General features: G+C 53.5%; 26 protein-coding genes and 1 pseudogene. 11 read left to right on the top strand and 16 right to left on the bottom strand.

Annotated elements, in window-relative coordinates; translation table 11 throughout:
- Positions 1-242 precede the first annotated feature (242 nt).
- The gene (locus tag WFN61_RS14045; RefSeq protein WP_337038813.1) at positions 243-2606 is read left to right on the top strand and encodes a glucose/quinate/shikimate family membrane-bound PQQ-dependent dehydrogenase; all 2364 of its coding nucleotides are present in this window, start codon (positions 243-245) and stop codon (positions 2604-2606) included.
- Between the two features lie 44 nt (positions 2607-2650).
- Here the strand turns inward: WFN61_RS14045 and WFN61_RS14040 are convergent, their stop codons facing one another.
- From WFN61_RS14040 to WFN61_RS14020, 5 genes are all read right to left on the bottom strand, one after another.
- Positions 2651-4339 carry a methyl-accepting chemotaxis protein gene (locus WFN61_RS14040; RefSeq protein WP_337038812.1) on the bottom strand — a complete coding sequence of 563 codons (1689 nt, stop codon included), beginning with the start codon at positions 4337-4339 and terminating at the stop codon, positions 2651-2653.
- A gap of 153 nt (positions 4340-4492) precedes the next feature.
- The gene (locus WFN61_RS14035) at positions 4493-5611 is read right to left on the bottom strand and encodes an S-(hydroxymethyl)glutathione dehydrogenase/class III alcohol dehydrogenase (protein ID WP_144815499.1); all 1119 of its coding nucleotides are present in this window, start codon (positions 5609-5611) and stop codon (positions 4493-4495) included.
- 31 nt (positions 5612-5642) lie between these two features.
- Complete coding sequence (locus WFN61_RS14030) at positions 5643-5918, bottom strand: metal/formaldehyde-sensitive transcriptional repressor (protein WP_072015216.1); 276 nt, start codon at positions 5916-5918, stop codon at positions 5643-5645.
- Between the two features lie 271 nt (positions 5919-6189).
- Positions 6190-6939: a carboxymuconolactone decarboxylase family protein gene (locus WFN61_RS14025; RefSeq protein WP_436880897.1), complete on the bottom strand. Its 750-nt coding sequence runs from the start codon at positions 6937-6939 to the stop codon at positions 6190-6192.
- A 10-nt stretch (positions 6940-6949) separates the two neighbouring features.
- Positions 6950-7435: a (R)-mandelonitrile lyase gene (locus WFN61_RS14020; protein WP_337038810.1), complete on the bottom strand. Its 486-nt coding sequence runs from the start codon at positions 7433-7435 to the stop codon at positions 6950-6952.
- Positions 7436-7566: 131 nt separating this feature from the next.
- Here WFN61_RS14020 and WFN61_RS14015 point away from each other — a divergent pair, with 131 nt between their 5' ends.
- Positions 7567-8463, top strand: a complete 897-nt coding sequence (locus WFN61_RS14015; protein WP_337038809.1) for a LysR family transcriptional regulator — start codon at positions 7567-7569, stop codon at positions 8461-8463.
- Between the two features lie 46 nt (positions 8464-8509).
- Here the strand turns inward: WFN61_RS14015 and WFN61_RS14010 are convergent, their stop codons facing one another.
- Positions 8510-9394, bottom strand: a complete 885-nt coding sequence (locus WFN61_RS14010; RefSeq protein WP_144815487.1) for a LysR family transcriptional regulator — start codon at positions 9392-9394, stop codon at positions 8510-8512.
- Positions 9395-9565: 171 nt separating this feature from the next.
- Between WFN61_RS14010 and WFN61_RS14005 the strand changes: the two genes are divergently transcribed.
- From WFN61_RS14005 to WFN61_RS13995, 3 genes and pseudogenes are all read left to right on the top strand, one after another.
- Complete coding sequence (locus WFN61_RS14005; protein ID WP_337038808.1) at positions 9566-10702, top strand: alpha/beta hydrolase; 1137 nt, start codon at positions 9566-9568, stop codon at positions 10700-10702.
- A gap of 103 nt (positions 10703-10805) precedes the next feature.
- Positions 10806-11087, top strand: a pseudogene (locus tag WFN61_RS14000) (MFS transporter); the annotation flags it as partial.
- A 247-nt stretch (positions 11088-11334) separates the two neighbouring features.
- The gene (locus tag WFN61_RS13995; protein WP_144815477.1) at positions 11335-11559 is read left to right on the top strand and encodes a hypothetical protein; all 225 of its coding nucleotides are present in this window, start codon (positions 11335-11337) and stop codon (positions 11557-11559) included.
- A 125-nt stretch (positions 11560-11684) separates the two neighbouring features.
- On the opposite strand, the gene WFN61_RS13990 is transcribed toward WFN61_RS13995, so the two are convergent.
- The 3 genes from WFN61_RS13990 to WFN61_RS13980 form a co-directional block, all read right to left on the bottom strand.
- Complete coding sequence (locus WFN61_RS13990; RefSeq protein ID WP_144815475.1) at positions 11685-12158, bottom strand: hypothetical protein; 474 nt, start codon at positions 12156-12158, stop codon at positions 11685-11687.
- Positions 12159-12294: 136 nt separating this feature from the next.
- The gene (locus WFN61_RS13985; RefSeq protein ID WP_337038807.1) at positions 12295-12822 is read right to left on the bottom strand and encodes a GNAT family N-acetyltransferase; all 528 of its coding nucleotides are present in this window, start codon (positions 12820-12822) and stop codon (positions 12295-12297) included.
- A complete protein-coding gene (locus WFN61_RS13980; protein ID WP_144815470.1) occupies positions 12819-13382 on the bottom strand; it encodes a helix-turn-helix domain-containing protein in 564 nt (187 codons plus the stop codon). Before WFN61_RS13980 ends, WFN61_RS13985 begins: the two co-directional genes overlap by 4 nt.
- A 98-nt stretch (positions 13383-13480) precedes the next feature.
- Here WFN61_RS13980 and WFN61_RS13975 point away from each other — a divergent pair, with 98 nt between their 5' ends.
- Both WFN61_RS13975 and WFN61_RS13970 read left to right on the top strand, forming a co-directional pair.
- Entirely contained in the window at positions 13481-13963 is a 483-nt protein-coding gene (locus WFN61_RS13975; RefSeq protein ID WP_144815467.1) for a glutathione peroxidase, read from the top strand.
- Between the two features lie 114 nt (positions 13964-14077).
- Positions 14078-14332, top strand: coding sequence for a hypothetical protein (locus WFN61_RS13970; protein WP_144815465.1), 255 nt, complete (start codon positions 14078-14080; stop codon positions 14330-14332).
- A 415-nt stretch (positions 14333-14747) separates the two neighbouring features.
- On the opposite strand, the gene WFN61_RS13965 is transcribed toward WFN61_RS13970, so the two are convergent.
- On the bottom strand, positions 14748-15362 hold the full coding sequence (locus tag WFN61_RS13965; RefSeq protein ID WP_257757652.1) for a hypothetical protein: 615 nt from the start codon (positions 15360-15362) through the stop codon (positions 14748-14750).
- A 376-nt stretch (positions 15363-15738) separates the two neighbouring features.
- Here WFN61_RS13965 and WFN61_RS13960 point away from each other — a divergent pair, with 376 nt between their 5' ends.
- From WFN61_RS13960 to WFN61_RS13950, 3 genes are read left to right on the top strand one after another with little or no spacing between them, the layout of a single operon-like run.
- Positions 15739-16272, top strand: coding sequence for an isochorismatase family protein (locus WFN61_RS13960; RefSeq protein ID WP_337038806.1), 534 nt, complete (start codon positions 15739-15741; stop codon positions 16270-16272).
- Between the two features lie 40 nt (positions 16273-16312).
- The gene (locus WFN61_RS13955; protein WP_144815456.1) at positions 16313-16696 is read left to right on the top strand and encodes a hypothetical protein; all 384 of its coding nucleotides are present in this window, start codon (positions 16313-16315) and stop codon (positions 16694-16696) included.
- A gap of 46 nt (positions 16697-16742) precedes the next feature.
- Complete coding sequence (locus tag WFN61_RS13950) at positions 16743-17021, top strand: hypothetical protein (RefSeq protein ID WP_238084804.1); 279 nt, start codon at positions 16743-16745, stop codon at positions 17019-17021.
- A 78-nt stretch (positions 17022-17099) separates the two neighbouring features.
- On the opposite strand, the gene WFN61_RS13945 is transcribed toward WFN61_RS13950, so the two are convergent.
- The 4 genes from WFN61_RS13945 to WFN61_RS13930 all read right to left on the bottom strand — a co-directional run bounded on the left by WFN61_RS13945 (position 17100) and on the right by WFN61_RS13930 (position 22237).
- The gene (locus WFN61_RS13945; protein ID WP_257757656.1) at positions 17100-18053 is read right to left on the bottom strand and encodes an aminoimidazole riboside kinase; all 954 of its coding nucleotides are present in this window, start codon (positions 18051-18053) and stop codon (positions 17100-17102) included.
- Between the two features lie 24 nt (positions 18054-18077).
- Positions 18078-19421 carry a carbohydrate porin gene (locus WFN61_RS13940; RefSeq protein WP_144815443.1) on the bottom strand — a complete coding sequence of 448 codons (1344 nt, stop codon included), beginning with the start codon at positions 19419-19421 and terminating at the stop codon, positions 18078-18080.
- A 122-nt stretch (positions 19422-19543) separates the two neighbouring features.
- Positions 19544-20977 (bottom strand): glycoside hydrolase family 32 protein, encoded by a 1434-nt coding sequence (locus WFN61_RS13935; protein ID WP_337038805.1) that lies wholly within the window; start codon positions 20975-20977, stop codon positions 19544-19546.
- 18 nt (positions 20978-20995) lie between these two features.
- Positions 20996-22237, bottom strand: coding sequence for an MFS transporter (locus WFN61_RS13930; RefSeq protein WP_144815437.1), 1242 nt, complete (start codon positions 22235-22237; stop codon positions 20996-20998).
- Positions 22238-22481: 244 nt separating this feature from the next.
- Between WFN61_RS13930 and WFN61_RS13925 the strand changes: the two genes are divergently transcribed.
- Positions 22482-23477 (top strand): LacI family DNA-binding transcriptional regulator, encoded by a 996-nt coding sequence (locus WFN61_RS13925; protein ID WP_337038804.1) that lies wholly within the window; start codon positions 22482-22484, stop codon positions 23475-23477.
- Between the two features lie 43 nt (positions 23478-23520).
- On the opposite strand, the gene WFN61_RS13920 is transcribed toward WFN61_RS13925, so the two are convergent.
- Together WFN61_RS13920 and WFN61_RS13915 are read right to left on the bottom strand one after the other, a co-directional pair.
- Complete coding sequence (locus WFN61_RS13920; RefSeq protein WP_337038803.1) at positions 23521-24729, bottom strand: aldose 1-epimerase family protein; 1209 nt, start codon at positions 24727-24729, stop codon at positions 23521-23523.
- A gap of 210 nt (positions 24730-24939) precedes the next feature.
- A complete protein-coding gene (locus tag WFN61_RS13915; RefSeq protein WP_337038802.1) occupies positions 24940-26301 on the bottom strand; it encodes a NosD domain-containing protein in 1362 nt (453 codons plus the stop codon).
- Positions 26302-26312: the final 11 nt, after the last annotated feature.

Here is a 26312-nt window from a genome sequence, read left to right as displayed (position 1 = left end):
AATATCCCTCTCCTTACGCCCGTCTTTGTGACGGGCGTTTTGTTTGCCGCTCACAAAATGTGCCAAATTATTTTTTAACAATTGCGTAAAACAATTTAACAGATCTATCATGTTGCGGAATTCACCATATGGTTCGTAAAATTACGGCATGGTGGATTTAAAACCCTATTTTACACGGTAAGACCTTTTTAAATTACCTTTTTGGTTCGCTCGCGTAATCAAAAAGGTTTTAGGAGAGTGACATGGCAACTGGCAGCACGCCGCACGGGATCGGCCGGATCCTGAAGTGGCTTCTGGCCGGGCTTCTGATAATTATCGGCCTGGCTATTGGTATTCCCGGTATCAAACTCGTCTCGTTGGGAGGTAGCGCCTACTTCCTGATCATGGGCGTCGCGATGCTGATCTCTGCACTATTGATCGTTAAAAACCGCACCAGCGGCATCGTACTCTATGCCCTGGCGTTTATCGCCTCGGCGATCTGGGCCGTCAGCGACGCGGGCTGGGAGTTCTGGCCGCTGTTCTCACGGCTCTTTACCTTTGGCGTACTGGCCTTCCTCGCCGCCCTGCTCTGGCCTTTCCTGACCGCCTCCGCCAGCAAAAAACCGGCCTTTGGCCTTGCGGGCGTGATTGCCCTGGTGCTGCTGGTTAGCGCGGGTTGGATGTTCAAACCGCAGACGCTGGTCGCGGCCAATGAAGCCGTGCCGGTGAAGCCAGTGGCAGAAGGTAGCCAGCAGACGGACTGGAAGCACTGGGGGAATACCACCCACGGCGACCGCTTTGCCGCGCTGGATCAGATCAACAAGCAGAACGTGAACCAGCTGAAAGTGGCGTGGATAGCCCACACCGGCGATATCCCGCAGAGCAACGGCTCCGGCGCGGAAGATCAGAACACGCCTTTGCAAATTGGTGACACGCTGTTCGTCTGTACGCCGTACAGCAAGGTGCTGGCGCTGGACGTCGACTCCGGGAAAGAGAAGTGGCGCTATGACAGCAAAGCTACCGCGCCAAACTGGCAGCGCTGCCGTGGCCTCGGCTATTACGAAGATGCACAGGCTGCAACCGTTCCCGCGGCACAGCCCGCAGCCTGTGCCCGTCGTCTGTTCCTGCCAACCACCGATGCCCGCCTGATTGCGATCAACGCCGATAACGGCCAGCCGTGCGCGGACTTTGGCAGCAACGGCACGGTCGATCTCAGCGTCGGCATGGGTGACGTGAAGCCGGGCTACTATCAGCAGACCTCCACCCCGCTGGTGGCAGGTAACGTGGTGGTAGTTGGCGGACGCGTAGCCGATAACTACTCCACGGGCGAACCGCCAGGCGTGGTACGTGCTTATGACGTGCACACTGGCAAGCTGGCGTGGGCGTGGGATCCGGGTAACCCGGCAATCACCGGCCTGCCGCCGGAAGGTCAGACCTACACTCGCGGGACACCTAACGTCTGGTCGGCAATGTCCTACGATGCCAAACTGAACCTGGTCTACCTCCCGACCGGCAACGCCACCCCAGACTTCTTCGCCGGGGAGCGTACCGCGCTGGATGACAAGTACAGTTCGTCCATTGTCGCCGTTGACGCCACCACCGGTCAGGTGCGCTGGCACTACCAGACCACTCATCACGATCTGTGGGACTTTGACCTGCCTGCACAGCCGCTGCTCTACGATCTGCCTGACGGCAAAGGCGGCACGACGCCGGTGCTGGTGCAGACCAGCAAGCAGGGCATGATCTTCATGCTCAACCGCGAAACCGGCGAGCCGGTGGCGAAGGTGGAAGAGCGCCCGGTTCCAGCTGGCAACGTCGAGGGCGAGCGTTACTCTCCGACCCAGCCTTACTCCGTTGGGATGCCGATGATTGGCAACCAGACGCTGACTGAATCGGATATGTGGGGTGCCACCCCTATCGATCTGCTGATCTGCCGTATCGAATTTAAAGCGATGCGTCATGAAGGCGTCTTCACCCCGCCGGGCCTCGACCGCTCCCTGCAGTTCCCGGGTTCGCTTGGCGGCATGAACTGGGGCAGTGTCTCTGTCGATCCTAATAACGGCCTGATGTTTGTTAACGACATGCGTCTGGGACTGGCAAACTACATGGTGCCGCGTGCCAACGTAGCGAAAAACGCCAGCGGCATTGAGATGGGGATTGTGCCAATGGAGGGGACGCCGTACGGTGCAATGCGCGAACGCTTCCTCTCTCCGCTGGGCATTCCGTGCCAGAAACCACCGTTTGGCACTATGTCCGCTGTCGATCTGAAGTCTGGCAAGCTGGTGTGGCAGGTTCCGGTTGGTACGGTGCAGGATACCGGCCCGCTGGGGATCCGCATGCATATGCCAATCCCGATCGGTATGCCAACCCTGGGTGCATCCCTCTCTACCCAGTCCGGCCTGCTCTTCTTTGCCGGTACGCAGGATTTCTATCTGCGCGCGTTTGATACCGCGACGGGGAGCGAGATCTGGAAGGCGCGTCTGCCGGTTGGCAGCCAGTCCGGCCCGATGACCTACGTGTCACCGAAAACCGGCAAGCAGTACATTGTGATTAACGCGGGGGGCGCACGTCAGTCTCCGGATCGCGGGGATTACATCATTGCCTACGCGCTGCCTGACAGTAAATAAGCGATAAAAAAAGGGGGCCTCGCGGCCCCCAAAGGTTGGTGAAATCAGAACGTTTCCCAGTTATCGCCGCTGGCCAGCGCCGGACGCGATGGCGTAAAGGGTTTTGTCGCTGCGGGTTTCTCTTCCCGCGCCTGGCTGCCCTGCTGGAGCCGGAAGGTGCCTACCGCCTCGGTCAGGCGCGCCGCCTGCTCTTCCAGCGACGCCGCTGCGGCTGATGCTTCCTCTACCAGCGAGGCGTTCTGCTGGGTAACGTTGTCCATCTCGGTGATAGCCTGGCTAACCTGTTCAATGCCGCGACTCTGCTCGTCGGACGCGGCGGCAATTTCCTGCATGATATCGGTAACGCGTTTTACCGCCGCCACGATATCACCCATCGTATCTCCTGCGGCAACCACCTCGCCGGAACCACGCTCAATCAGGGTCACCGACTCGCTGATCAGCCCCTCAATCTCTTTTGCCGCCTGGGCGCTGCGGCTAGCCAGGGTACGCACCTCGCTGGCTACTACTGCAAAGCCTCGGCCCTGCTCGCCCGCGCGCGCCGCCTCTACCGCCGCGTTCAGCGCCAGAATATTGGTCTGGAAAGCGATGCTGTTGATGACAGCGGTAATTTCCGAGATCTTCTTCGAGCTGGCAGAGATGTTGCCCATGGTCTGCACAACGCCGGAGACAATCTGCCCGCCTTTGGTGGCCTTACCGGACGCGTCCCCGGCCAGCTTGCTGGCGTGGTGGGCGTTATCGGCGTTCTGCTTCACGGTGGCGGTCAGCTGCTCCATGCTGGCCGCGGTCTCTTCGATAGCCGCCGCCTGCTGTTCAGTACGCGATGAGAGATCGGTATTGCCCGCCGAGATTTCGCTGGTACCGCGATAAATCTCTTCTGCCCCCTGGCGCACCGTGCCCACGGTTTTCACCAGCGAGCGCTGCATTTTTTGCAGGTCGCGGCTCAGGATACCAATTTCACTGCGTCCCGTAGCCTCGTCGGCATGGGTCAGATCGCCGGAGGCAATCAGCTCGATGCGATGTGCCGCACGCTGGAGAGGATTGATCACGATGCGGCGCAGAACCACGAAGGTAATAAGGGTCAGCAGCAGCGCCAGCACAAATGCGCCAGCCATAAACATCAGGCCAAGCTGCGCACGCTCATGCGCCAGCTCGCTGAGCTTGTTCGCCCGCTCGGTGCGGATCTGAATCGCTTTCAGCAGCACCTCGTTATAGGCCGTATCCAGCCCACGCGCCTGCTCGTTTTCATGATTGATGATCGCCTCGAACATGCCGTTTTTAGCGTATTTCAGCATCGGCTGTAGCCCGGCGATATAGGCATCGAACCGCGCCTTGAGATCGCCATCCAGCGCCTCATCGGCTGGCGTTTTCACGCCGCGGTTCATGTAGGCATTGAAGCCCTCCTGCGACTGGCCAATACGCTTCTCTGCCTCAGCAATGTTGAGTTTCATATCATCCATCTCCGCGATGCGGCTGGCCGCCCCGGCATGGATCATGTTGATACGCGCAGTACGCAGGTGGTTAGAGCTATTCGACAGCCCCATACGGATCTGAATTTCGGCGGTGACATCCTGCTGGTCGCTATCGGCCTGCATCAGGAAGTAGCCTGCCAGCCCTGAACTCAGGGCGAAAAGCAGAAGAATACCGCCGAGGATGGCGGAGAAAAGGGGTACTAAGCGGATATGATGTAAAAAGCCAACTGTCTGCGGTTTGTGCATCGCTGCTGTTTTATCCATGGCTATCGACTCTCTTATTGTTAGATGCGTAATTACACGCCTGTAAGATAGTCATCGGCAGCCATAAGATTTATCTTATGTCTAAAAGCGCCAACTCGGTCACAGATTCGCACATTAAAGAAGCTGCCAGCGGCTAAACCGCTGGCAGTGGGATCAGTTATCGCCGAAATGGATAACGGTACGGATAGATTTACCTTCGTGCATCAGGTCAAAGGCTTCGTTGATCTGATCCAGCGGCAGACGGTGGGTAATGAACGGGTCGAGGTCGATTTTGCCAACCATCGCATCTTCAACCATGCCCGGCAGCTGGGTACGGCCCTTCACGCCGCCGAAGGCGGAGCCGCGCCAGACGCGCCCGGTAACCAGCTGGAACGGACGGGTACGGATCTCCTGGCCTGCGCCAGCAACGCCGATGATTACGCTCTCGCCCCAGCCCTTGTGGCAGCACTCCAGCGCCGCACGCATGACGTTAACGTTGCCGATACACTCGAAGCTGAACTCCACGCCGCCGTCGGTCAGCTCAACGATCACGTCCTGAACCGGCTTATCGTAGTCGTTGGGGTTGATAAAGTCGGTTGCGCCCATCTCGCCTGCCAGCTTGAACTTCTCTGGGTTGGTATCGACGGCAATGATGCGGCCCGCTTTCGCCTGCACTGCACCCTGGATCACCGCCAGACCGATGCCGCCGAGGCCGAAGACCGCCACGTTATCGCCCTCTTTTACCTTCGCCGTGTTGTGCACCGCGCCGATACCGGTGGTGACGCCGCAGCCCAGCAGACACACTTTATCCAGCGGGGCCTGTGGGTTGACCTTCGCCAGCGAGATCTCCGCGCAAACGGTGTATTCGCTAAAGGTGCTGGTGCCCATGTAGTGATAGATCGGCTCACCGTTGTAGGAGAAACGGGTGGTGCCGTCCGGCATCAGGCCTTTGCCCTGGGTAGCACGTACGGCCTGGCAGAGGTTGGTCTTGCCAGATTTACAGAACTTACACTCGCCGCACTCGGCGGTATAGAGAGGAATAACGTGGTCGCCGGGCTGCAGGCTGGTCACGCCCTCGCCCACTTCCACCACCACGCCGCCGCCTTCATGGCCGAGCACCGCCGGGAAGACACCTTCCGGATCGTCCCCGGAGAGGGTGAACGCATCGGTGTGGCAGACCCCGGTGTGGGTGATCTTGACCAGCACCTCACCTCTCTTCGGTGGTGCTACGTCGATTTCAACAATTTTCAGTGGTTGACCTGGCCCAAAGGCAACAGCCGCACGTGATTTCATAGACTCTCTTCCCTTATGTGAACAGTAGTAATTATTTTAGATAAGAGCGCAGAAGATGGCCGACTTCTGCCATTCTTACCGCGCGCTGGTCAGGCGTCGTCTCGCCGCTGACCAGTTCATCTTTGAGGTGAATTTCGACCATCTCGCCCATCAAGCCGTTAGCAGCCCCGCGCACGGCGGCGATCTGTTGTAGTATTGCGATGCAGGGTTCGCCCGACTCCAGCGCCCGCTCAAGGGCGTCGACCTGGCCACGAATGCGGCGAACACGGGTAAGGATGCGCTTTTTATCTTCGGGTGAGTGTGGCATACGCCCTCCTATACTGTAGGGGGGTATAGTAGCAGGATCGCTATCTTGCTGTAAAATTTATTAAGCAATGATAATCAGTGAGTTATGAAATAGCGCTTAAAAACACATGGAGACATATACAGCTTTTTTGACAAACCATATATGTCCCCACTATGTCGCCAAAATTTGAAGTCGCCAAAATTTGAGGTCGCCAAAATTTCAGCTAATGAGCCCGAACGGTCAGCAGAACTGACCTATATCCGCAGCACAAAGTCCGGAACAAACCAGCTTGTTATTCGGCACCGACAGAATCAAGTGCGCTCCGCAGCCGGTTGGCGATAATGTTCTCCCCTTTCTCCTCAAATACAGGTATGAGCTCAGCGAGCTGAAGCGGCGTTAATCCCACATTCATGCTCATGCTCAGATGCGCTTTCAGCTGCGGCTCTACGCCAGTCATAGCGGCCAGTGCACCTACCGTAGCCAGCTCGCGGCTTTTCCAGTCAAGGTTATCCCGGCTGAAAATATCGCCAAACAGGTGCGTCTTCAGATACTCATCAGCAGCCGTCGCAAACCTAAACAGGGGACCTTCTACGGGCTTTCCAGCGAGCGCGGTCTGATTCTGCGTTCCGGCTGCCAGCATCTCATCAGGATTAGGCAGTGGGCCAGGCAGCTGACCCTGGGCATCCTGAATGCCCTGCGCTTTGCGCGCATCGATAATCTTCATCAGCTCACCCAGTGCGTTCAGGCTGCGGGGAAAACCGGCATAGGCATAAAGCTGAACCAGAATTTCACGGCAGTCGCTCACTGTCAGGCCGGCATCCAGCCCCTGCTGTAAGGCGCTGTTCAGCCCGGGCAAATTGCCCGTTGCAGCATAGGCCGCGATAACGGCCATATATTTTTGCTGCGCGGTAAGGGGATGTTCCTGCTTTGTGAGCATTGTTTCACTCCTTTTCGATGAGAGAGACAGGGCTTCTCCGGCGGAGCTGAAGGGGGAAGCCAGTGCCGCACACAGTAAGAGTGCGCTATTTATGTCTCGTTTCATGACGCTATCCTCATGACTTGTTAGCCGAGGCATACTGCTCGTCGGTTACCTGCTCCATCCAGTCAACAACCTTACCGTCCTGAGCCTCGGCAATAGCGATATGCGACATGGCGGATTCAGGTGCGGCACCGTGCCAGTGCTTGACACCGGCAGGTATGCACACTACATCGCCAGGCCGAATTTCACGCACCGGGCCTTCCCATTCCTGTACCAGACCCAAGCCGGCGGTCACGATCAACGTCTGCCCGAGCGGATGGGTATGCCAGGCGGTGCGGGCAGAGGGTTCAAACGTCACGGTAGCGCCACCTACGCGTGCAGGCTCTGTGCCCTGGAAAGGCGAATCGATGCGGGCCGTTCCAGTAAAATAATCTGACGGGCCCTTCGCCGAGGGTGTAGTTCCACTTTGCATAACGGTAATCATAGGTGAGTTCTCCTTAGAGTAAGCAGTTGAAACTAATAGCGTCAGGGACACAGCAATAATGGCAAGTATCTTCATATCTGCTCCGCTTATCAGTTCAGGGTGCGCCAGGCGCCGATTTCGGCGACCGGAACAGTATCAGTGTAAGCCGGGCACGATTAGTTGATAAGATAGGCAAATATGAACGGGTATGTGCACAGGATGCAACAATGACATCTGAAAATTTGAATGACCTTCGTGCTTTCACGATCGTGGCACGAGAAAAAAACTTTACACGGGCAGCGGCTCAGCTTGCTATGTCACGTTCCGGGCTGAGTCATGCTATTACAGCGCTGGAAGCGCGGTTGGGCGTCAGGCTGTTGACACGCACAACACGCAGCGTTGCGCTCACAGAAGCCGGGATGCGCCTGTACAGTACTCTGCAGCCCATGCTGAACACACTTGATAGCGAGCTGGCTTCTCTGCGAGCCCTGAGCGAGAAGCCAGCAGGCACTGTACGCATTACCGCCCACGATCACGCCATTGAATCCGTACTCTGGCCCCGGCTTCAGGCTTTACTGAAACAATATCCCGACATACAGATTGAGCTGAGCGTTGACTATGCGCTCACCGATATCGTGGCGCAGCAGTTTGATGCCGGCGTCCGGGTTGGTAGCATCGTTGATAAAGACATGATAGCCGTGAGAATCAGCCCTGACTTTCATATGGCTGTGGTGTGTTCACCGGAATATTTGAAAGGAAAAAGCAAGCCCATAACACCTGCAGATTTGACAACGCATCAGTGCATAAACCTGCGGCTTCCGACGCGCGGGGGACTTTACGCCTGGGAATTTGAACATCAAGGGAAAATGTTATCGGTGCGTGTACAAGGACAAACTGTTTTTAATAATACTTATCTTATGTTACATGCCGCGCTGGACGGACTGGGATTTGCTTACATTCCGCTGGAGCTGGCGCAACCGTATATTACTGCGGGAAAGCTAGTCCCGGCACTGGAACAGTGGTGGCCGCGTTTTCCGGGATATCATCTTTATTATGCCAGCCGGCGTCAGTTAGCGCCGGCGCTTGCTGAAGTTATCGCCGCGCTACGTTACCGTGAAAGTTAATAAAACTGCGATATATATGTTTAAGTGGTCAATATCAGCCTTACTCTTACATTCTCAATGTATCAATAACTGCCCGCAGAGCGGGTGACACATTGCGATGCGGATAATAAAGAAAGGAACCTTCCAGACGCTGGCTGTAACGCTGCAGAACCCTAATAAGCTTCCCTCGTTCTAACTCATCGGAAACCAACTCTTCCGGGACATAAGCCAACCCCAGACCCAGACTGGCGGCTTTGGCTTCCATATAGCTGTCAGAAAAAACCCACTGTCCCTGCGGTCGATGGGTTATTTTTTCACCATCCTGATGGAGTTCCCATGCGTAGAGGCTGCCATCGCCAAACTGATAAGCGATGCAGGGATGAACCGCTAAATCGGCGGGGACTTGCGGAAAGCCATAGCGACGAAAGTGTTCTGGCGTACCGACAACGGCCATCTCCATGTCGGGCGAAATGCGAACAGCAATCATGCCACTGCCAACTTCCAGCCCCAGACGTACACCAGCATCGAATCTCTCGGCAATAATATCGACAAACCGGCTTTCGCTGATGAGTTCCAGTCTGATATCGGGGTAGTGTTGCTTGAACACCGCAAGCTTCGGCATGAGAACTTTATCAATAGCGTGCTGACTGGCATTAATGCGTACCGTACCGGATGGGGTTTGGCGATAATGAGCCAGCGTGGCGAGTCCCATATCTAAAGCATCGAATCCTGACTCAACGCTCGCATAGAGCTGCTCGCCGGCATGAGTGAGCGATAATCTGCGCGTGGTGCGTACCAGAAGTTGAACACCCAGTCTTTCTTCCAGTTCGCGTACAGAACGGCTGATTCCTGATTGTGCAAGGCCGAGGCGTTGCGCCGCGGCGGTAAAACTCCCCTCCCGCACAACCAGCATGAAAAGGTAGAGATCGTTATAGTTTTCTCGTTTTGCCATCTTCCCGGCCTAATGACTGCATCGCTATTTAGAACAATATGATATCAATCTTAGCATTTTTTAGCCTCTAATCAGCACTCCTGCTGCTAACTATAATGTGCGCATACCGATAAAGCACAGCAGCGTTGTCCGCATGAAACCTGTCTCTATAACGTTTTCAGGAGGATTTTGATGCCTGTTTTCACCAAAAAACTGACAGCCGCGATACCCGTCATGCTGCTATGCGCATCATTAAGTGGAGTCACAACGATGAGTTATGCTGATACAACCAATCCGAACGCACCCGTTTCGCTGGTCAAAACATGGGATAAAACTTTTGCTGAAAGTACGAAAGTTGATCATCGAAAAGTGACCTTTAAGAACCGTTACGGGATCACCTTAGTCGGGGATCTCTACATTCCGAAGGATCGCGGCGAGCGCAAGTTGGCGGCCATTGCCATAAGCGGCCCTTTCGGTGCGGTCAAAGAACAATCCAGCGGCCTCTATTCGCAAACGCTAGCTGAAAAAGGGTTTATTACCCTGGCGTTCGACCCTTCATACACGGGTGAAAGTGGCGGCTACCCACGTAATGTCGCTTCTCCGGATATCAACACCGAGGATTTCAGCGCGGCGGTTGATTTCTTAGGACTGCAAAAAGAGGTTGATCGGAACCGTATCGGGGTGCTCGGTATCTGCGGCTGGGGCGGCATGGCTTTAAACGATGCCGCAATGGATACCCGCATTAAAGCGGTGGCGACCAGCGTTATGTATGACATGAGTCGGGCTATGGGTCATGGCGTAGGCGATGGCAAAGATCGCTACACTACTGCCGATCGTCGTACCGTGTTGCAGTATCTGAACGCGCAACGCTGGAAGGATGCTGAAAACGGCACGTTCGCACCAGGTGGGCATGATATTTATGTGGATGAGAAGGGAAAAGCCACCACTTCCGAGCGTATTCTACCGGAAACGTTACCTGCCAATCCGAACCCGGTTTTAAAAGAGTTCTTTGATTATTACCGTATGCCACGTGGTTTCCATGCGCGTTCGGTCAATTCAACCGGCGCATGGAATGCGACAATGCCCTTGTCGTTTATGAATATGCCGCTGCTGAGCTATGCAAATGAAGTCACTATCCCTACGCTTATTGTGACCGGCGAAAAAGCCCATTCACGTTATTTTGCTGAAGACGCCTTTAAAGCGATCGGCAGCAAAGAGAAAGAGTTGGTGATTATCCCGGGGGCAAACCATGTGGACCTGTACGACAACGTTGCTGGTAAGATTCCGTTCGCTAAATTTGAACAGTTTTTCAAGACCAACTTAAAATAGCCTCTGAATAAGAGATAATGATCAGGCCACCTGCAATACACGGGTGGCTTGAACCTGCCTGATGTAATGCTGAATATCCCCTACCCCGACTGCACCTGAATTCGGTCGGATCGATATTTTGCTAAGCCTGTGGGGAATGCTCGCGACGGCTGCGCCAACGGGATGGTGGACATGGATAGCGCGGACGCTGCCCGAAAATGCAGAGACAGGTGGTGGCCTCATGGTTGCTGTCATCCAGCTTTCGATTGCGCTAGGTTCAACAACAGGCGGTCTGGTATTCGACAGTCTGGGATGGCAAAGTGCTTTTGGCTTAAGTGGTTTATTACTTTTTGGGGCGGTAGCGATGACGTTTCGCGTATCTCGCCAAAATAGCACTGCAAGCTAGCGCAATTCATCACTTTCACGCTTGCTCTGCCATGGCAGAAAACCGGAAGTACCCTTTTCGCTCATAGCTGCCGTTTAGATAATGCGTATAGCCAACTGTGTGATCAGCAGTTCAACCTGCATTGGACAGAATCACCTCAATGCCCAGCATGAACGAAAATCGACTTTAACCCTACATTTAGTAGTGGTTATTTAAAAGTTTTTTATCTATTCTGCCTTCATTAGCGAGTAGACCGGAGGCACGCTTTGTGGATAATCCCATACTTCAGAAAGTCATCATTATCTTTTTGCTCGTCCTGTGGGTAATAAGTGAATTCAGGACAAAGAAAAAAAAACGTTTAGATCCCGCCATTGAAGAAGCTGATGCCAGAGAACGTCATGAATGGCGCTATCTCAGACGTGGGTTCCGGGTAATACAAGTGCTAGTGACAGGGTATATCTTTATCCAGCTGATTCAGATTTTATTGAGATAGGTGCCCTGGAGATATCAGCGTTAATTGACGTCTAACGTGTGAGGGCTGCAACAGCAGCCCTGTGCCTGAAGCACTCCCTGACGCCTTCATGATTGTCGGGATCGCCCTCAGAAGACTAAGTGCGTTTAAAGACGATTTGGGCGCGTTGCCAGGAAGACCACTGCGGCTCCCATAGCGACGATGAGCGTATCTTCAATTAGGCCACTTCTGGTCTGCCCAATCTCTGCTATGGCCTTTTTGCGTGCCGCAAGCGTTACATAGGCAAGTGGCACAGCGGCAGAGACAGCAATCGCTGCCCCGGCCTTTTCTTTTCCGCTGGGTGCCAACGCGGCCCCCGCAATCCCTGCACTGGCCACGCGAGCTGACAAGCCCAAAAACACAGTGCGGTCTGGTGCTGACTTCATCTTGTCGCCAAAGAGTTCCCCTACTCCCATCGCTAATGCGCCATATTTGAATAGCGGACGGTCCAATAGCAAAAGACGGCCTGATGTATCGCGGCCGGTGATACGTGCTGCTGCGATGGCCGCCATCGGCGTCATGGAACGGCAGCTGGCGACAAGACCTATTAAGGCGGAGTAGACGAAATCGGTTATTTTCATTAGTTATCTCCGGGATAAGTAAAGGTTTTTAACTCTTTAAGCATTATTAAGGTGGAAGGTGATAAACGTTGTGTGGTCTTGTACGCAAATGACCACGGTAAGAGTCAGTATAGATGAAAGGCTTCTGCCAGCGGATTTAGCTGATAGTAACGCTGACTTTATACATATAGGTCGTCGCATCCAGGGTGTTTTCAATAGACCTTGCATAACAGGGAATCGACCCGGCTATCTGCCAGCCTAGTGAAAGATATAATTTGCTGGCTACATCACCGCTACGTGTATCCAGGACGAGTAGAGAGAGTCCTTTTTCCCACGCTCTTTGCTCTGCCTGATTCATTAATTGTCTGGCAATACCCTGACGACGCGCATGTGGGTGAACAAGTAATTTGGAAATTTCAGCACGATGACTGCCATTGGGCATGGCACAATAGTTGATTATCACTGTGCCGACCACGCTGTTGTTATCACGGGCTGTCAATAATTCACAATCCTGGCTGGCAAGGCTGTTGACTTTATCTTCCCAAAAGCGATTGATAGCCAGACGATCGTCTGGCTGAGTAAAACCTACGCTTGCACCGTCTTTTACACACGCCTGCAGTACGTCACCTAATTCCGTTAATTTTTGATGTGCTTCGGTAGCGCTCAGAAATTCATAGTTGATCATGATTTACATACCACTAAGAGATAATGTGCACCCAGGCTCTCATGAGCGCTGAATGATGAGATGCCTGCCAAATGAAAGCGCAAACTGTCGCCTTTTTTTAACGTCCATATTTCAGTATCTACCTTGATAGTTAAACCTCCTGCACATAACCATAGGTATTGCTCAAGCCCCTGCACCGGCGGGTTTAGATATTCGATATAAGCACCTGGACGCAATTTTCCCTCAATAAGCTCACATCTAAACTGATTAGAAGGCGGTAACAGCATTCGCCGTTCAAATCCATTGCGCTCATCCTGCCACAGGGTTTGTTGCTCCACCCTGAAAAGATTATCAGCAGTTTGTTCAACCTCAGCCAGAAGCCGGGACATCGTCATTCGGTATACGATACAGAGTTGATTCAGTACTTCAGCCGTAGGGCTGACCTCACCTCGTTCAATCCGTGATAAGGTGGCTCGGCTAATACCCGATAAAGATGAAAGCTCTTCCAGGGTTCGGTTGTGCTGCACGCGGAGTGCAGCAAGGCGTGCCGCTAATTTTTGTCTGTAATCTTGATTATCCATGTTAGCATCTCTAATTAGAGAAATAATTCTCACAAATGAGATATTAGCCACTGGACTGCTTCTGTCAAACTACCTGATTCTGCTGTGAGGAACTCAACATGGCTCCCTTTTATCAACTTACTGCCACCAGCCTGCATGGCCAGCCTGTATCGATGGCCGATTTCGCAGGCAAGCTGGTGCTGGTGGTGAATACCGCCAGCCAGTGTGGCTTCACGCCGCAGTATGCTGGCCTTGAAGCGCTCTACAAAAAGTATGCTGCCCAGGGTCTGGTGGTGCTGGGTTTTCCCTGCAACCAGTTTGGTTCTCAGGAACCCGGCGGCGTCGATGAAATTACCCAGACCTGCCACATCAACTACGGTGTGAGCTTCCCGATATTCGAGAAAGTAGAGGTCAACGGTGCCGCTACGCACCCGGTGTTTCGTTACTTAAAAGAGGAATTGCCCGGTGTATTGGGTGGACGAATCAAGTGGAACTTCACTAAGTTCCTCATCGGACGCGACGGCAAACCACTCAAGCGGTTTGCGCCATTCACCACGCCGGAGAAACTGGAACCCGTCATTGTTGCTGCGCTTACAGTGTAGAATGCGTCAAACCAGGGCAGTTAAAACAGATCTTCAAAAAATCTGAATGCAGTTATCAAGACTTAAGCTAGCCTTAAATATGAGGTTATCATCAATAAAAGTGGAGGATTTTTATTGTCTATTCAACACGACGAGAAAGGCTACGTCATAATCGGAGAAGCGGCACTCTCTCTCGCCCTCAAAGAGCAGGATATTGAAGTCAAATCGCTTATCAAGGAACTCTCCCGTATGGCTGAGTCCAGCGTAAGCGATGAGCGGATTTATGCTATCTTTGAAGCCAGAAATTGGCTGGTGAATGTTGACCTTACTGGGAAAGATGTTGAGTCCGTGCCGTATATTAAGACCCTTACCGGCCTGAACGACGAGTAGAACGGATACACTTAGACGTAGACCGGCTCCGGCCGGAAAACGATGAAGATAACCTTACGGTTACGCTCAGGCGTTACCGGCTGGAGAAAATGTCAAGGACGACACAACTCCCCTTCATAATGTGCATGTCGCCTGTCATCACCTCTCTCAACTGTATCTATAAATTGTATTTATAAACCCTTCTTTAAGACGTAAAACGAGGCTTTATGACAGAAGTAAAGATACAGTTTCTCTCTTTTTTGTAATTACAGTATCTATTCGCTTGATTTGCTCTATGCTGTGCATGTTCTTTGTAACGATGACCCTTTGGTCACCCTTCTGAAGTATTGGATTTTATTTCAGAAGGGCAATTTTTATACAGCCTTCACCTTCCCACTGACCTTAATAATAAGAAGCTAATAGCTTTTTAACCTGATTAAAATTGAGGTTTTGTGGCGCGTTTTTGGTCCATAAACTTGCTCACCGCATTTTTCCATGCGGGATCAAACAGACTTAAATGTGTGCTTCCCACCTTGAGTGTGGCAGAGTCTGGCTCGCATCCCATGCCTGAGGTCGGCAGGGGTTTGTCACACCACTCCGGGGCCATTCCGCCGGTTGAAATCGGTCCATATTTTGCGATCGCAGCTTCCTTCATGGCCGTTTCATTCTCTTTGGTCCATGGAATTTCGTAGTTGATTAACGATACGGCCATGGGATTATTCTTATCGTATGGCACACGAGGTTCAAAGCTCACCTGCATGCGGGTGCCATCCTTTTCATAGATAAGGTTTGAAACTTCTATATTCCCGGTGACCAGATAAGCTATCTGATCTTTCCGGAACGTAGAGGTTCTTATTGCGTCTGCGGATACGCCAAAGTTTTTCTGCATTGCAGCTCGCGCCTCTTCAACGCTCATGCCGGTCTTCACGCCAGCGACATCAAAGGATTTTACATCAACCGAGCGAACCGCCGGTGCGGCATAGGCAGGAGAGATTAAACATGGCAAAGCCATATACAGTACGGCAGGTAAAGCAAATAGGTACTTCTTCATCTTCTTTCCTCTGAGATTGATCGACCGAATGTCCATTTTAGGGTCTTACAAACAGCGATCCTCCCCTGTAAGGGGGCTAACAATGCTTATAGACGAGGCGATCATAAAGAACTCAGCAAAAGCGTATTCATCAGCAATTCCTTTATAAACTCTCGACATCCTTAAACGACGACAGGGTGCATAGTACCTTTAGATACTTTTTCAATAACCAACCGAAATTGGTAGGGGTTATCCAAAACAAGGCGTGGTCATGAACGTGATGAGCTGGACAGAGCGTTAGCACTTATCCATTAATCTTAGGGGCTGACAGATTTAAGGCGATCGACTAGGATGGTTTATCTTTATTCGACGCGTGACTAAATCAAAAGGAATAGTGATGACTGCGGCCCTGATTATCATCGACATGCAAAAGTTTATTGTAGACAGAATCAATAATGGCATTGGAATGTATCCTGATAATGCCGTGCATAATATGGAAAGCATATTAAAAAAATTCAGGGACGCTGGTGATCCTGTTATTCATATTCGTCATCAGACGCCTGGAGAGGGTTCGCCACTACACCAACATTCCCTGCTCGCTCACGTCATGGAAGAATTTGAGGCGGAGCAAGGTGAAACCGTAATGATAAAAAACACCTCTTCAGCCTTCAGCTCAACCGAGCTCTTTTCTCACCTGAAAACTAACCACATTGACGAGTGCGTTGTTATTGGTGCCGTAGCGGGTTTTTGTGTGAATTCTACCGTCAGGGCTGGCGCAGATTTAGGTTTAAACATAACGGTGGTAAAGGATGCGGTAATCAGTTTTGCACTCCAGGAGTCAAATCTTGAAGCTAAAACCATTCTTGATGTGACGCTTGGTCTACTTGAGGCTGGATTTGCGAAAATAGTTACAACGAAAGAGATAGTTTAACTTATTTGTTACTCCTACTCTGCCTGAGGAGAAAAATGCTATGCAGCCAGTACGGCTTATGGGCGACGGATATGAACCTCATGTCGATCGGTTAGGCGACAGGCTGACCTACTCGCTGCCTGTTGACTCAGGCGTAGTGAGCTTCAGCTTCACGTTTGACATTGACCAGCTCGATCTGGACATCCTACTTTCGGATAATTACAGGCGAGCCGTTCTCTACGTCATTGCCCACACCTTGCTTCAGCGGTCGACGGCGAAAGGTAACGATCGCTTCACCCAGAACGACTTCGATACCCTTATTGCGAATACACTTCACTCTCCGTCAGAGCGTCTGCAAACGTTTATTTCGCAAGTGGGCCGTGAAAACCACATCGTTATTGAACATTATGTGAAACAAGTCATGTCACCAGCGAAGCGCTGTTAACCCAAGGGCCGGCAGCGAATTTATCATTCAGGCATGGAGGTGGAACATGCACATCGATACCAGGCACAGGATTTGGGCACTTATCTATCTTATGGCGGCCTATGCTCTTGCGCTACCCACACTTGCTCTGTTCCTGGATCTGGTGATAAACGGAAGCATTATTGATATATGGAAAGATAAATACTCATTTGCAGATCTTATTCGCTTTCGTAAAACTCTGTTCTTATATTTTGCTGGACTCGGTGCGGCCCTTGGTTTTGTCTACTGGCTCTTTTTCTTCAGGAAATTTAGACACCACGATCCGCTGGACAAATATTTCAAGTAACGACTCATACTGTATGCGCCTGCTCACCACCTCGATAAAGAGCCCTGGATAAGCGCCGCTCACCCAGGGTGCTTCAGGTTAACCGATCTCCCCAGAATTAAACACGAGCTCAGGCGCTGATGTCCTGAATGCCGCCACACCCTGGGCATCAGGCAGCGCGGCTAACGCCCCTTTCGCCGTGGTTGCCAGCGCGCCACAGGCGCTGGCCTGCGTCATCGCCTGTTTGAGCTGGGCCAGATCGTCTAACGTATTGCCCTGTGCCACACTCGCCAGCAGCCCCGCGATAAACGCATCGCCCGCGCCGGTGGTGTCCAGACTTTTAACCTGGAACGCGCTGGCCTGAACCCGCCGATCCTGCCATAACACCATCGCCCCGTCAGACCCGCAGGTCACCACCTTCAGACGTGACGGATAGCTTCGTAGAATGTCTAACGCCTTTTCATGCTGCGTGGTGCCAGCCAACCAGTACAGCTCCTCCTGCGACAGCTTGAGAATATCGGCCTGTTGGGCAAAATGACGCACGGTATCCAACATCTCCTGCGCATCGGGCCACATCTGCGCCCGAAGATTAATATCAAAGCTCAACAGGCCATCACGCTGCTTGATGTAGCTGATAGCCCGCACCAGCGTGTCACGACATGGCGTTGCCACCAGCGCCAGGGAACAAAAATGCAGAATATCGTTTCCAAACGCCGGAAGCGTATCAGCGGTCAAAAACTGGTCGGCAGAAGGATCGACCAGAAAGGTAAAGCTGCGATCGCCCTCATCCCCGAGCGAGACCAGCACCGTGCTGGTACGGTGCTGCGTATCAAACTGCATAGGCTGGGTATCAACGCCCTCCTCTGTCAGCGTGTTACGTAGAAAATGACCAAACGGATCGTCGCCCACTCTGCCGATAAAGCCGCTCTCGCAACCCAAACGCGCGGCTCCGACGACAACGTTAACCGGCGCGCCGCCTGCACAGGCGGTGTACTGCATCTCTCCCTGCGGCAGGAGATCCACTACCGCGTCGCCTAATGCCCAGATTTTCATAAACTCCCCTTACCGAAATTATTATCAGAACAGATACTTAAAGCGAACCCGTGCGCCGTAGCGTTCATCATCGTTACCGGTTGGCGCAGCCGCCGAGTCCAGCCAGGAGGCGTAAGCCCCGAGGTAGATGTTGAAATTTGGCATATCCATAATGTCTGGCAGCTGCCATGAGGTATGGATGGTGTGAATGTCGTAGCGACCCGGAGCAAGGATCGCGCAGTCGCTATCGCAGTCCGCGTTGACGCCTGCCATATTGAACTGGTCAATTTTGTTGTGGGCATAGATGTAGCCCAGCTCGACGCGGTGCCATAGCGCATTGATACCGGCGCTAAAGTCTTTCTCGTCTGCCGCGTCAAGGTAGGCGGTGCTCAGATTCACCACCGCGCCGTTTTCAGGGTCGGTCTTCAGCGTATTCCAGCTCATGGTCATGCCGTAACCGGTACGGCTGGACTGATCCCGGAAGCGGCCATTTTCCTGCTGATAGCCGTAGGCGTTATTGACCAGATTGCTCTCCAGCGCGGCGGCCACCGACCACGGGCCGGACTGCCATGCCGCCACCGGGCGCACATACACGACGTTTTTACGGTTATCCAGCGCGTTGCCATGGTAGTTCTGATCGACAAACAGGGAGCTGCCGTCCTCGACCAGCGTATTGACCTCGAAATACCAGTTATCCAGGTTTTTGCTGAGCAGGAAATTGCCGCCGCTGTTGCTGCGTCCTCGTCCCTCTTTCATCATATAGATATAGCCGTACCCGTCACTGTAGAGATCGTTAGCGGTATTACCGGAGTATTGAATAAAGGTATCCTGATTCAGGGGGAACATATCCCAGGCTTCGAAGCGACCAATTTTAATTTTCCAGTCATCCTGCTGACCGAAGAAAAAAGCCGCATCGTCGAGATTCATTTTACCGTTCATGTCCGCCAACGGTTGGACGGTAAAGCCAGCATATTTGCCGTCAGCCCCTTTTCGCATACCATCAAAACCGAGAAGAATACGCCCGTTAATATCCCAGCGCTCTTTTTCCCCTGGCGTCCAGCTTTTATTAGCGCTGGTTCTGAGCGATGTCAGTCCACCGGTGCGGCTGGCTCCGTCCATATTAAATTCAACGTCGCCATAGAATTTTAAATCATCGGTATCATTTACCTGTAACGTGGGTTTTGCCGGTGCGGTGCGGGCAACCGTTTGGCGAGTTTCCTGCTGCTTTAAGGCACGAATCTCGGCTTCTGCACTGGCGGCGCGCGCCTCGGTAGCTTTCAGTCGATTTTCCATTTGCGCCAGCCGTGCTTCCAGAGAAAGGCTATCCTGCGCACACACCACGCCGCTAAATACAGACGTCAACATACAACCGACCCAGATTATTTTCATCGGGAAACCTTTTTTATTATTGCGATAATCAGTTATTCATTACGTAGAGGTACAGTTTGGCGACAAAGGCAACCCTAACCCGTCCATCGCCAGAGACGGGTTATTCCAGACGCTTATCTTATTTATTCAAGCTGCCAGGCTCCGCCATCGGACAGTGACGCGCTACCGCTCCAGGCGAATAGGCATAAATCCCGTTGGTTGGCATCCGGATATATACGGCTGCTGAGACACGCCTCGCCATCATTGACAAAGACTTCAACGGACGAGCTGTCTATAAACACGCGCAGGTGGAGATCGTGGTCGAGGGTTAACGGCACGCTGCGCGTCCCGCATAGGCCGTGCTGCGGATAGCGACGCTCCAGCACCAGGCGCTGCATCTGCGCATCGACATAGATGCGCAGGCCGTCTCCCAGGCTCAGGCCGTACTGTTCGGCATCACTCTCCGCGCCTTTCCAGTTCAGCACCACTTCCATCGCCCCGGCGTTCTCCGCCACGCTAATTTGCTGATTGTTAAGCGTGCTGACCGGCCACGGATACCAGCCCTGGCGCAGGCTTTTCACCTCTTTTGCCGGACGCATCTGTACCCGGTTGTCAGCGCTAAGGTTCAGCTCGCGCGGCAGGGACAGCATCCCGGCCCAGCCATCCTGCTGCTCCGGCAGCGGCGACTCCCACATATCCAGCCAGCCAATGACAATGCGTCGCCCGTCCGGGGTCAGGAAGCTCTGCGGGGCATAAAAGTCGTGGCCGTGATCCATTTCGACAAACTCACCGGCGCGGACAAACGGCTGCCCAGGCTGCCAGTCACCCAGCAGATAGCCGCTCTGAAAAAGATTGCGGTTTTTGAAGCCGTGGGCGGCTATCCCCTGCGGGGAGAACATCAGCACGCGCTTGTCGCCGAGGGTGAAGAAGTCCGGGCACTCCCACATAAAGCCCATCCCGGCCTCGGCTTCATCAAGAACTCCCTCTTCCTGCCACTGGCGCAGATCCGCTGAACGATACAGCCGCACCTGCCCGGTCTCGCCCGCACGGGCACCGACGATCATGTACCAGCTCTCTCCTTCGCGCCAAACCTTCGGATCGCGGAAGTGATGTACGCCCGGCGGTGTATCGACCACAATGCCCTGTCGCGTAAAGTGTATGCCGTCCTGGCTGGTTGCCAGGCACTGCACCTGGTAAAGGTTATCTTCGTTATCGGCATCACCGTGGAATTTATGCCCGGTGTAGATCAGCGCCAGCGTGTCGCCGTCCACTACCGCCGAGCCGGAAAAGCAGCCGTCTTTGTCCTCCGGCCCTTCCGGGGCGATCGCCACCGGCAGATGTTCCCAGTGAACCAGATCCTGACTGCGCGCATGACCCCAGTGCATCGGTCCCCACTGGGTGGAGTACGGATGATGCTGGTAGAAAGCGTGATACCAGCCGTCAAACCACACCAGGCCGTTGGGATCGTTCATCCACCCCGCCCTGGCGGCCAGATGGTAGCGTGGGTACCAGCGCAGGTTAAGCGCATCGCGCTTTACCAAGAGTTCCTGTTCAGCGTCAGCAATTGAGTAGGTCATAGTCTTCACTCTTGTCAGTCAGATAGCGGAAAGTTGTGGTACCTGCGGATCCGCCGAAGCATTGTTGGATCGCAGTAAAAACATGGAGATAAAAGTGATGCCGAACACCAGCAGTCCCATAAAGAGATAGGATTCGGCGAAGCCATATTTTTCGTAGCTGTAGCCTGCCAGCGGCGACAGCACCGAGGCGATCACCGAGCTGGTGCAGGCGAAGCCCACCAGATAGAGCGTTGATGAGAGGCGCTTATCGAAATTCAGGCTGTTGTATTTGAAGATCGCCACCAGCAGCACCGGCAGCTCGACGGCGTGCAGCAGTTTAGTAATGGAGATCAGCAGCGGCCCCTCTACCAGCCCGGAGGCAATCATGCGCATTGCCATCACCATGCCCGCGAATATCAGGCCATTTTTAGCGCCAACGCGATTCACCAGCCATGGAGCACAAAACATTCCGGCGGCCTCGAGAAACACCTGAAACGAATTGAGATAGCCATACATCGCATTGCCTTCCTGCGGCGTGGCAAACTGGGACGAGAAATAGACTGGAAATTGCTGATCGTACACGCCGTAAACACAGGTGCCGACGACGAAGAACACCAGCGCCCAGAAGCGCGGCAGAGTCAGCAGACGCAGCGCATCCTGCAGCGTGACTTTGCCCCCCGCCACCGCTTCCTGCATGGCATGGGGCGCAGAGGAGACCCGCAGCCGGGCCAGCAGCAGCAGAAACACCAGTCCGGAGCAGCTGGCCACCGCAAAGTTCAACTTTGGATCAATGTTAAACAGCAGCCCGGCGAAAAACGTTGCCACCGCCCAGCCCAGCGAGCCCCACATTCGCGCTTTGCCGAATTCAAACTGGCTCTGACGCGCCACGCGCTCGGTATAGGACTCCAGCACGCCGATCCCGCCGTTAAAGGTCAGACCAATAAAAATGCCGCCAAACACGCTGCCGAGCAGGATGTTGATCTTCAGCAGATGCCCAAACAGCAGATAGGCCGGGCCAGAGAGGATCAGCATCGTGGTGAGATACCACAGCAGATGCTTGCGCAGGCCGAGTTTGTCCTGAATAAAGCCGTAACAGATCTGGGCAAACAGCGCCGAGACCGACAGCACTGCAAAAATAATCCCCGTATCCCCTGCTTTTAGCCCGACTTCCTGATGCAGCCAAATAGAAAGTAACGAGCCTGAGGAGGACCAGGTAACAAAAAAGAAGAACAGCAAGGCACTGAGTAACGGGTAACTGTGAGAATGATGGGTTTTCATCATGGCGATCTCATGTTGGAGTCATGCCTCGATGGTAACGTTAACAAAAGAATATCCTCACGCCATTTTGCTAAGATTCATGATGTTAATCACAAAAGTTAACGTTAACATAATGAAGATGAGATCGCGATCAACATTTCAGTTGTACAACCTGCAACATCAAAGAGAAACAATAGCGTATGATCCTTTTACATCAGCAACTTAGTTATACTGCCTCACGCAACATGGCAATGATGGAGTAAGACACATGGCGTCCCTGAAAGATGTGGCAAAACTGGCAAACGTATCGCTGATGACCGTCTCCCGGGCGCTGAACAGCCCGGAGCGGCTGAAACCTGAAACCCTGGCTCGGGTGCAGCTGGCCATTGCGCAGACCAACTACGTGCCGGATTTGTCAGCCAAAAAGATCCGTGGCGCCCATGCTTCGCCGAGCACCATTGGCGTGCTGGCGCTGGATACCGTGACGACCCCGTTTTCGGTCGAGATCACGCTCTCTATCGAAGAGACCGCCCGCGCCCACGGCTGGAACAGTTTTGTGGTCAACATGTTTTCCGACGATAGCCCGGAGACCATGGTGGATCTGCTGCTCTCTCACCGTCCGGACGGCATTATCTTTACCACCATGGGGCTACGGCAGGTACCGCTGCCCGCCAAGCTGCTCACCCTGCCCTGTGTGTTGGCAAACTGTGAAAGCCTGCACGAGCCGGTGGCGAGCTATATTCCGGATGATGAACAGGGTCAATACACCGCGGTAAAGGCGCTGCTGGCCGCAGGCTATCGTCGCCCGCTCTGCCTGCACCTACCCGAGAGGCATCTGGCGACCATTCGCCGCCGCCAGGGACTGGAGCGCGCCTGCCGCGAAGCCAACGTCGATCCCGATACGCTTGACCATGTCTATATGCAGTTCGGCGATGAGCACTACCGCGATATGCCCGCCCAGCTGCTGGCGCATATTCGTCACGGCAAGCCGCTGTTTGACGCTGTGATCTGCGGTAACGATCGCATTGCGTTTATGGTTTACCAGACGCTGCTTAGCCAGGGGCTACGTATCCCACAGGACGTCGCGGTAATGGGCTACGACAATATGGTGGGCATTGGCGATCTGTTTTTTCCGTCGCTGTCGACGGTACAGCTACCGCACTACGATATTGGCCGCCTGAGCGCGCTGCATATCATCAATCAGGAAACGCACAGCGATACCATTCGCGTCGAAAGCCCGCTGCTGCTGCGCGAATCGCTGTAGCACTACGCTCCCGGAAGCACCGTCCGGGAGCGCGACGGGCAGATTACTCTTTCGCTATCGGCGTAGCGTTCTCTTCGATTTTTGTCTCACCCTGGATAGCGGCAATCTTCTTCTCGACGTCCGCCACCTGCTCGCTGCTATGCAGCAAGGTATAGGTCAAATCAAATTGCGTGCTGGCACCCGGCTGCAGTTGCTTGACGCGTTTCTGCTCGCGTTCAATAGTGACCGGATAGGCATAGCTAGTACCCGGCTCAATCCCGGTGACGTAGCCCTGTTTAACGGTATCGGTATTTTTCCATAGCGTCAGCACCGGCAGCTGGCGAGTGTCGAACTGGATAGAGGCTCCCTTGTCACTCGCCTTATTCACCACTGCCGCCACGGTCTGATGATCCTCTCCGGAGAGCGGCTGGATGTTAAACACCATCTCATCGAAGCCCTTGGTTGGGCCGGCGTAGGTCTGCCATGTCTTCAGGCCCGCTTTGGCATAGTCGTTAAACGGACTGATGCTGGACATCGGTGCAAGGAATCGTGCCCCCTCTTCGAGGATCGGCATCCCAAAGTTACTGTGGTAGATAATCTGGTAATCATGCGGATAGTCAGCGTGGTTAGTCAGCACATCATGCAGGCTAAAGCTGTTGCTGCCGGGTACATAGCGCAGCTCGGTCATGGTCTGCAAATCGGCCTTTTTGAAGGTGCTCTCTTTAACCAGGCCACGAATACGGATCTCATGCGGTGCCGCATCAGCTACCTCGACCTCCACCTGCGAGGCGGGGGTATTGCCTGCTTTTCCGTGCAGGGTATAGATCTGTCCATCCGCAGTGACCGGGTGCCCTGTCCACTCATAGCCGCAGCGCACCATCATTTCATTGAAACCTTCCAGCCAGCCCAGTCCGTTGCGGCTCTCCAGATTGATAAACGCCGGATTGACCACCTCTTTCACCGGTGAATCCCAGCCCATTTTTGCGCCAAAACCTTCTATACGCAGCAGGTTCATACCGCGCGTCGGGCTCAGCGTAATGGTAAGCCCGTTCTGACTGGTGATGACGAGAATTTTACTCCCCTCCTGCTTACCGCCATGCAGCACTTTCTGCTCAATGCTGAACGGCTTCTCTTTAATGTTCAGCTCACTACTTGAAATCTTCCAGTTTCCTTTATCCATGCCCTGTTCAGCGCTGGTCAGCACCCAGGTTTTAGCCGCCGCTTGACCAGAGACCAGCAGAGCAAGCACCGTTAACGCCAGTTTGATTTTCATTGTTTTTCCTTTTTGCTGAATCGATTATTACGTGTCGCGGGAAAATCTACTGATTTGCAGGTTAAAGAAATGTGACGAGGTTCACCTGATGAGAAAGGTCACATTTTCAAGGGAAACTCTGCGGACGAGATCGCATAAAATATGCAAAAAACCCGCATCGTTGCGTGAAAGATGCGGGGTTAAGAAGGTTTAGCTTTATCGTTTCAGCTATTAAAGAGGGTGTACTGGTTCTGGCGTAGCCCTGAACGCATTGAGGCTTTTATCCAGGCTTACCTGCGACTCGCAGCCCGAATCAAGCACAGTATTATGCGTCGCGGCAGGCGCAATCAGCACGGCAGTAATTTCATGTGCCACTCGCCGCTCCGTTGCCAGTAACGCCCCCACCTGCGTGGTAAAGCACGATCCTGCCTCAGTACTCTGCACATTAGTGGGTTCACGGGTTGCAACGATGTGATTACCCGAAATGTAATTCCCCCGGCCCGTAACGATATGAACGATCACCGGCGTTGCGCCGGGCGGTGTGATGTGCAGCGTTTCCAGGGATGCTGAAATATGATTACCGATCACCGAGTTGTTATCGCCATTGATATGCACAATACCAAAGGTGTCATCGAGGCCATTATCATAGCCCTGCATAGGCGGCCATGGCTCCCGGTCGCGCAAGAGATGGTTGGCTGAAATCAGGTTTTCCGTACAGCTACCCTCCAGGATAATCATGCCTGGATAGAAGGAGTGGAAGCGATTGCCGGTGACGCTTGACCGCGCTACCCCTGCAAAGTGCACGCTGCTTTTCCCGCGGGGAAAGATGTTGTTTGCAGCAATCAGCAGTCCGCCAAAATTCTCGGCGGAGATGGTGAAGCCTTTGTAGCCAGCCCCCATCAGGTTATCGGTAATTTTGGAAGCCTGACCCGCGCCGCGTAGCTCTACGCAGTTACCGCATTCAGCAATAAAATTATCGTGCACCGAGAGCGCGTCAGCGTTGTAGATGGTGATGCCGTGCTCAAGGTAAACAAAGCCCATGCCGGTGATACGGAACGAATCCTGGGCGCTGGCGATATAGATACCCGTTTTGCCGTTCACATAGCTATTTTCCGGATCGTTATGCCCCAGTCCGTCATCGACAAAGTGCAGACCATCAATGCAGAAGCCGGAAAACTCCACTGAGCTAACGCGTGGCTCACCGCTGCGTTCAACGTAGAAAGCTGCCCCAGCATGCTCCTCTTCGCCGACGCCTGCGGCGATATCGACCAGGATCCGGCTGCCGCCTGGCCAGATCTCATGCCAGTTTGGCCACTCATTTTCCGGCGCGTTAAAGCGGATGCTGGACGAGGTGAAGCCATGCCCCGCGCCCATGATTTTCAGATAGCTGATATCAATCACTACCTGGGTGGTGAGGTGGTAGTCGCCGGGCGGAATAGAGATCACCGCGCCAGGCTTACCGCCGCCGTTACTGTCATTTTGCGTTTGCCGACGTTTAATATCGCTGATGATGCTGTTAATTACCTCACCAATATCGCTATAGGGATTGCCGGTATGCCACTGGGTTACATCGTAATGGTTGGGACTCGTCATCGGTACATCCT

Origin of the sequence: Pseudescherichia sp. AS216 (genome assembly GCF_037152055.1) — a bacterium.
Classification (GTDB): domain Bacteria; phylum Pseudomonadota; class Gammaproteobacteria; order Enterobacterales; family Enterobacteriaceae; genus Pseudescherichia.
This window is presented reverse-complemented; position numbering and strand designations above follow the sequence as displayed.

What these genes read in the sequence shown, in the direction of transcription:
- WFN61_RS13915 (WP_337038802.1), bottom strand. Translation starts at nt 26,301, where the DNA reads ATGACGAGTCCCAACCATTACGATGTAACCCAGTGGCATACCGGCAAT.
- WFN61_RS14030 (WP_072015216.1), bottom strand. Translation starts at nt 5,918, where the DNA reads ATGCCACACTCACCCGAAGATAAAAAGCGCATCCTTACCCGTGTTCGC.
- WFN61_RS13935 (WP_337038805.1), bottom strand. Translation starts at nt 20,977, where the DNA reads ATGACCTACTCAATTGCTGACGCTGAACAGGAACTCTTGGTAAAGCGC.
- WFN61_RS14020 (WP_337038810.1), bottom strand. Translation starts at nt 7,435, where the DNA reads ATGAAGATACTTGCCATTATTGCTGTGTCCCTGACGCTATTAGTTTCA.
- WFN61_RS13955 (WP_144815456.1), top strand. Translation starts at nt 16,313, where the DNA reads ATGCAGCCAGTACGGCTTATGGGCGACGGATATGAACCTCATGTCGAT.
- WFN61_RS13950 (WP_238084804.1), top strand. Translation starts at nt 16,743, where the DNA reads ATGCACATCGATACCAGGCACAGGATTTGGGCACTTATCTATCTTATG.
- WFN61_RS13930 (WP_144815437.1), bottom strand. Translation starts at nt 22,237, where the DNA reads ATGATGAAAACCCATCATTCTCACAGTTACCCGTTACTCAGTGCCTTG.
- WFN61_RS14025 (WP_436880897.1), bottom strand. Translation starts at nt 6,939, where the DNA reads ATGAAACGAGACATAAATAGCGCACTCTTACTGTGTGCGGCACTGGCT.
- WFN61_RS14035 (WP_144815499.1), bottom strand. Translation starts at nt 5,611, where the DNA reads ATGAAATCACGTGCGGCTGTTGCCTTTGGGCCAGGTCAACCACTGAAA.
- WFN61_RS13940 (WP_144815443.1), bottom strand. Translation starts at nt 19,421, where the DNA reads ATGAAAATAATCTGGGTCGGTTGTATGTTGACGTCTGTATTTAGCGGC.
- WFN61_RS13945 (WP_257757656.1), bottom strand. Translation starts at nt 18,053, where the DNA reads ATGAAAATCTGGGCATTAGGCGACGCGGTAGTGGATCTCCTGCCGCAG.
- WFN61_RS13925 (WP_337038804.1), top strand. Translation starts at nt 22,482, where the DNA reads ATGGCGTCCCTGAAAGATGTGGCAAAACTGGCAAACGTATCGCTGATG.
- WFN61_RS13960 (WP_337038806.1), top strand. Translation starts at nt 15,739, where the DNA reads ATGACTGCGGCCCTGATTATCATCGACATGCAAAAGTTTATTGTAGAC.
- WFN61_RS14005 (WP_337038808.1), top strand. Translation starts at nt 9,566, where the DNA reads ATGCCTGTTTTCACCAAAAAACTGACAGCCGCGATACCCGTCATGCTG.
- WFN61_RS13985 (WP_337038807.1), bottom strand. Translation starts at nt 12,822, where the DNA reads ATGATCAACTATGAATTTCTGAGCGCTACCGAAGCACATCAAAAATTA.
- WFN61_RS13990 (WP_144815475.1), bottom strand. Translation starts at nt 12,158, where the DNA reads ATGAAAATAACCGATTTCGTCTACTCCGCCTTAATAGGTCTTGTCGCC.
- WFN61_RS13980 (WP_144815470.1), bottom strand. Translation starts at nt 13,382, where the DNA reads ATGGATAATCAAGATTACAGACAAAAATTAGCGGCACGCCTTGCTGCA.
- WFN61_RS13975 (WP_144815467.1), top strand. Translation starts at nt 13,481, where the DNA reads ATGGCTCCCTTTTATCAACTTACTGCCACCAGCCTGCATGGCCAGCCT.
- WFN61_RS14040 (WP_337038812.1), bottom strand. Translation starts at nt 4,339, where the DNA reads ATGGATAAAACAGCAGCGATGCACAAACCGCAGACAGTTGGCTTTTTA.
- WFN61_RS13920 (WP_337038803.1), bottom strand. Translation starts at nt 24,729, where the DNA reads ATGAAAATCAAACTGGCGTTAACGGTGCTTGCTCTGCTGGTCTCTGGT.
- WFN61_RS14045 (WP_337038813.1), top strand. Translation starts at nt 243, where the DNA reads ATGGCAACTGGCAGCACGCCGCACGGGATCGGCCGGATCCTGAAGTGG.
- WFN61_RS14010 (WP_144815487.1), bottom strand. Translation starts at nt 9,394, where the DNA reads ATGGCAAAACGAGAAAACTATAACGATCTCTACCTTTTCATGCTGGTT.
- WFN61_RS14015 (WP_337038809.1), top strand. Translation starts at nt 7,567, where the DNA reads ATGACATCTGAAAATTTGAATGACCTTCGTGCTTTCACGATCGTGGCA.
- WFN61_RS13965 (WP_257757652.1), bottom strand. Translation starts at nt 15,362, where the DNA reads ATGAAGAAGTACCTATTTGCTTTACCTGCCGTACTGTATATGGCTTTG.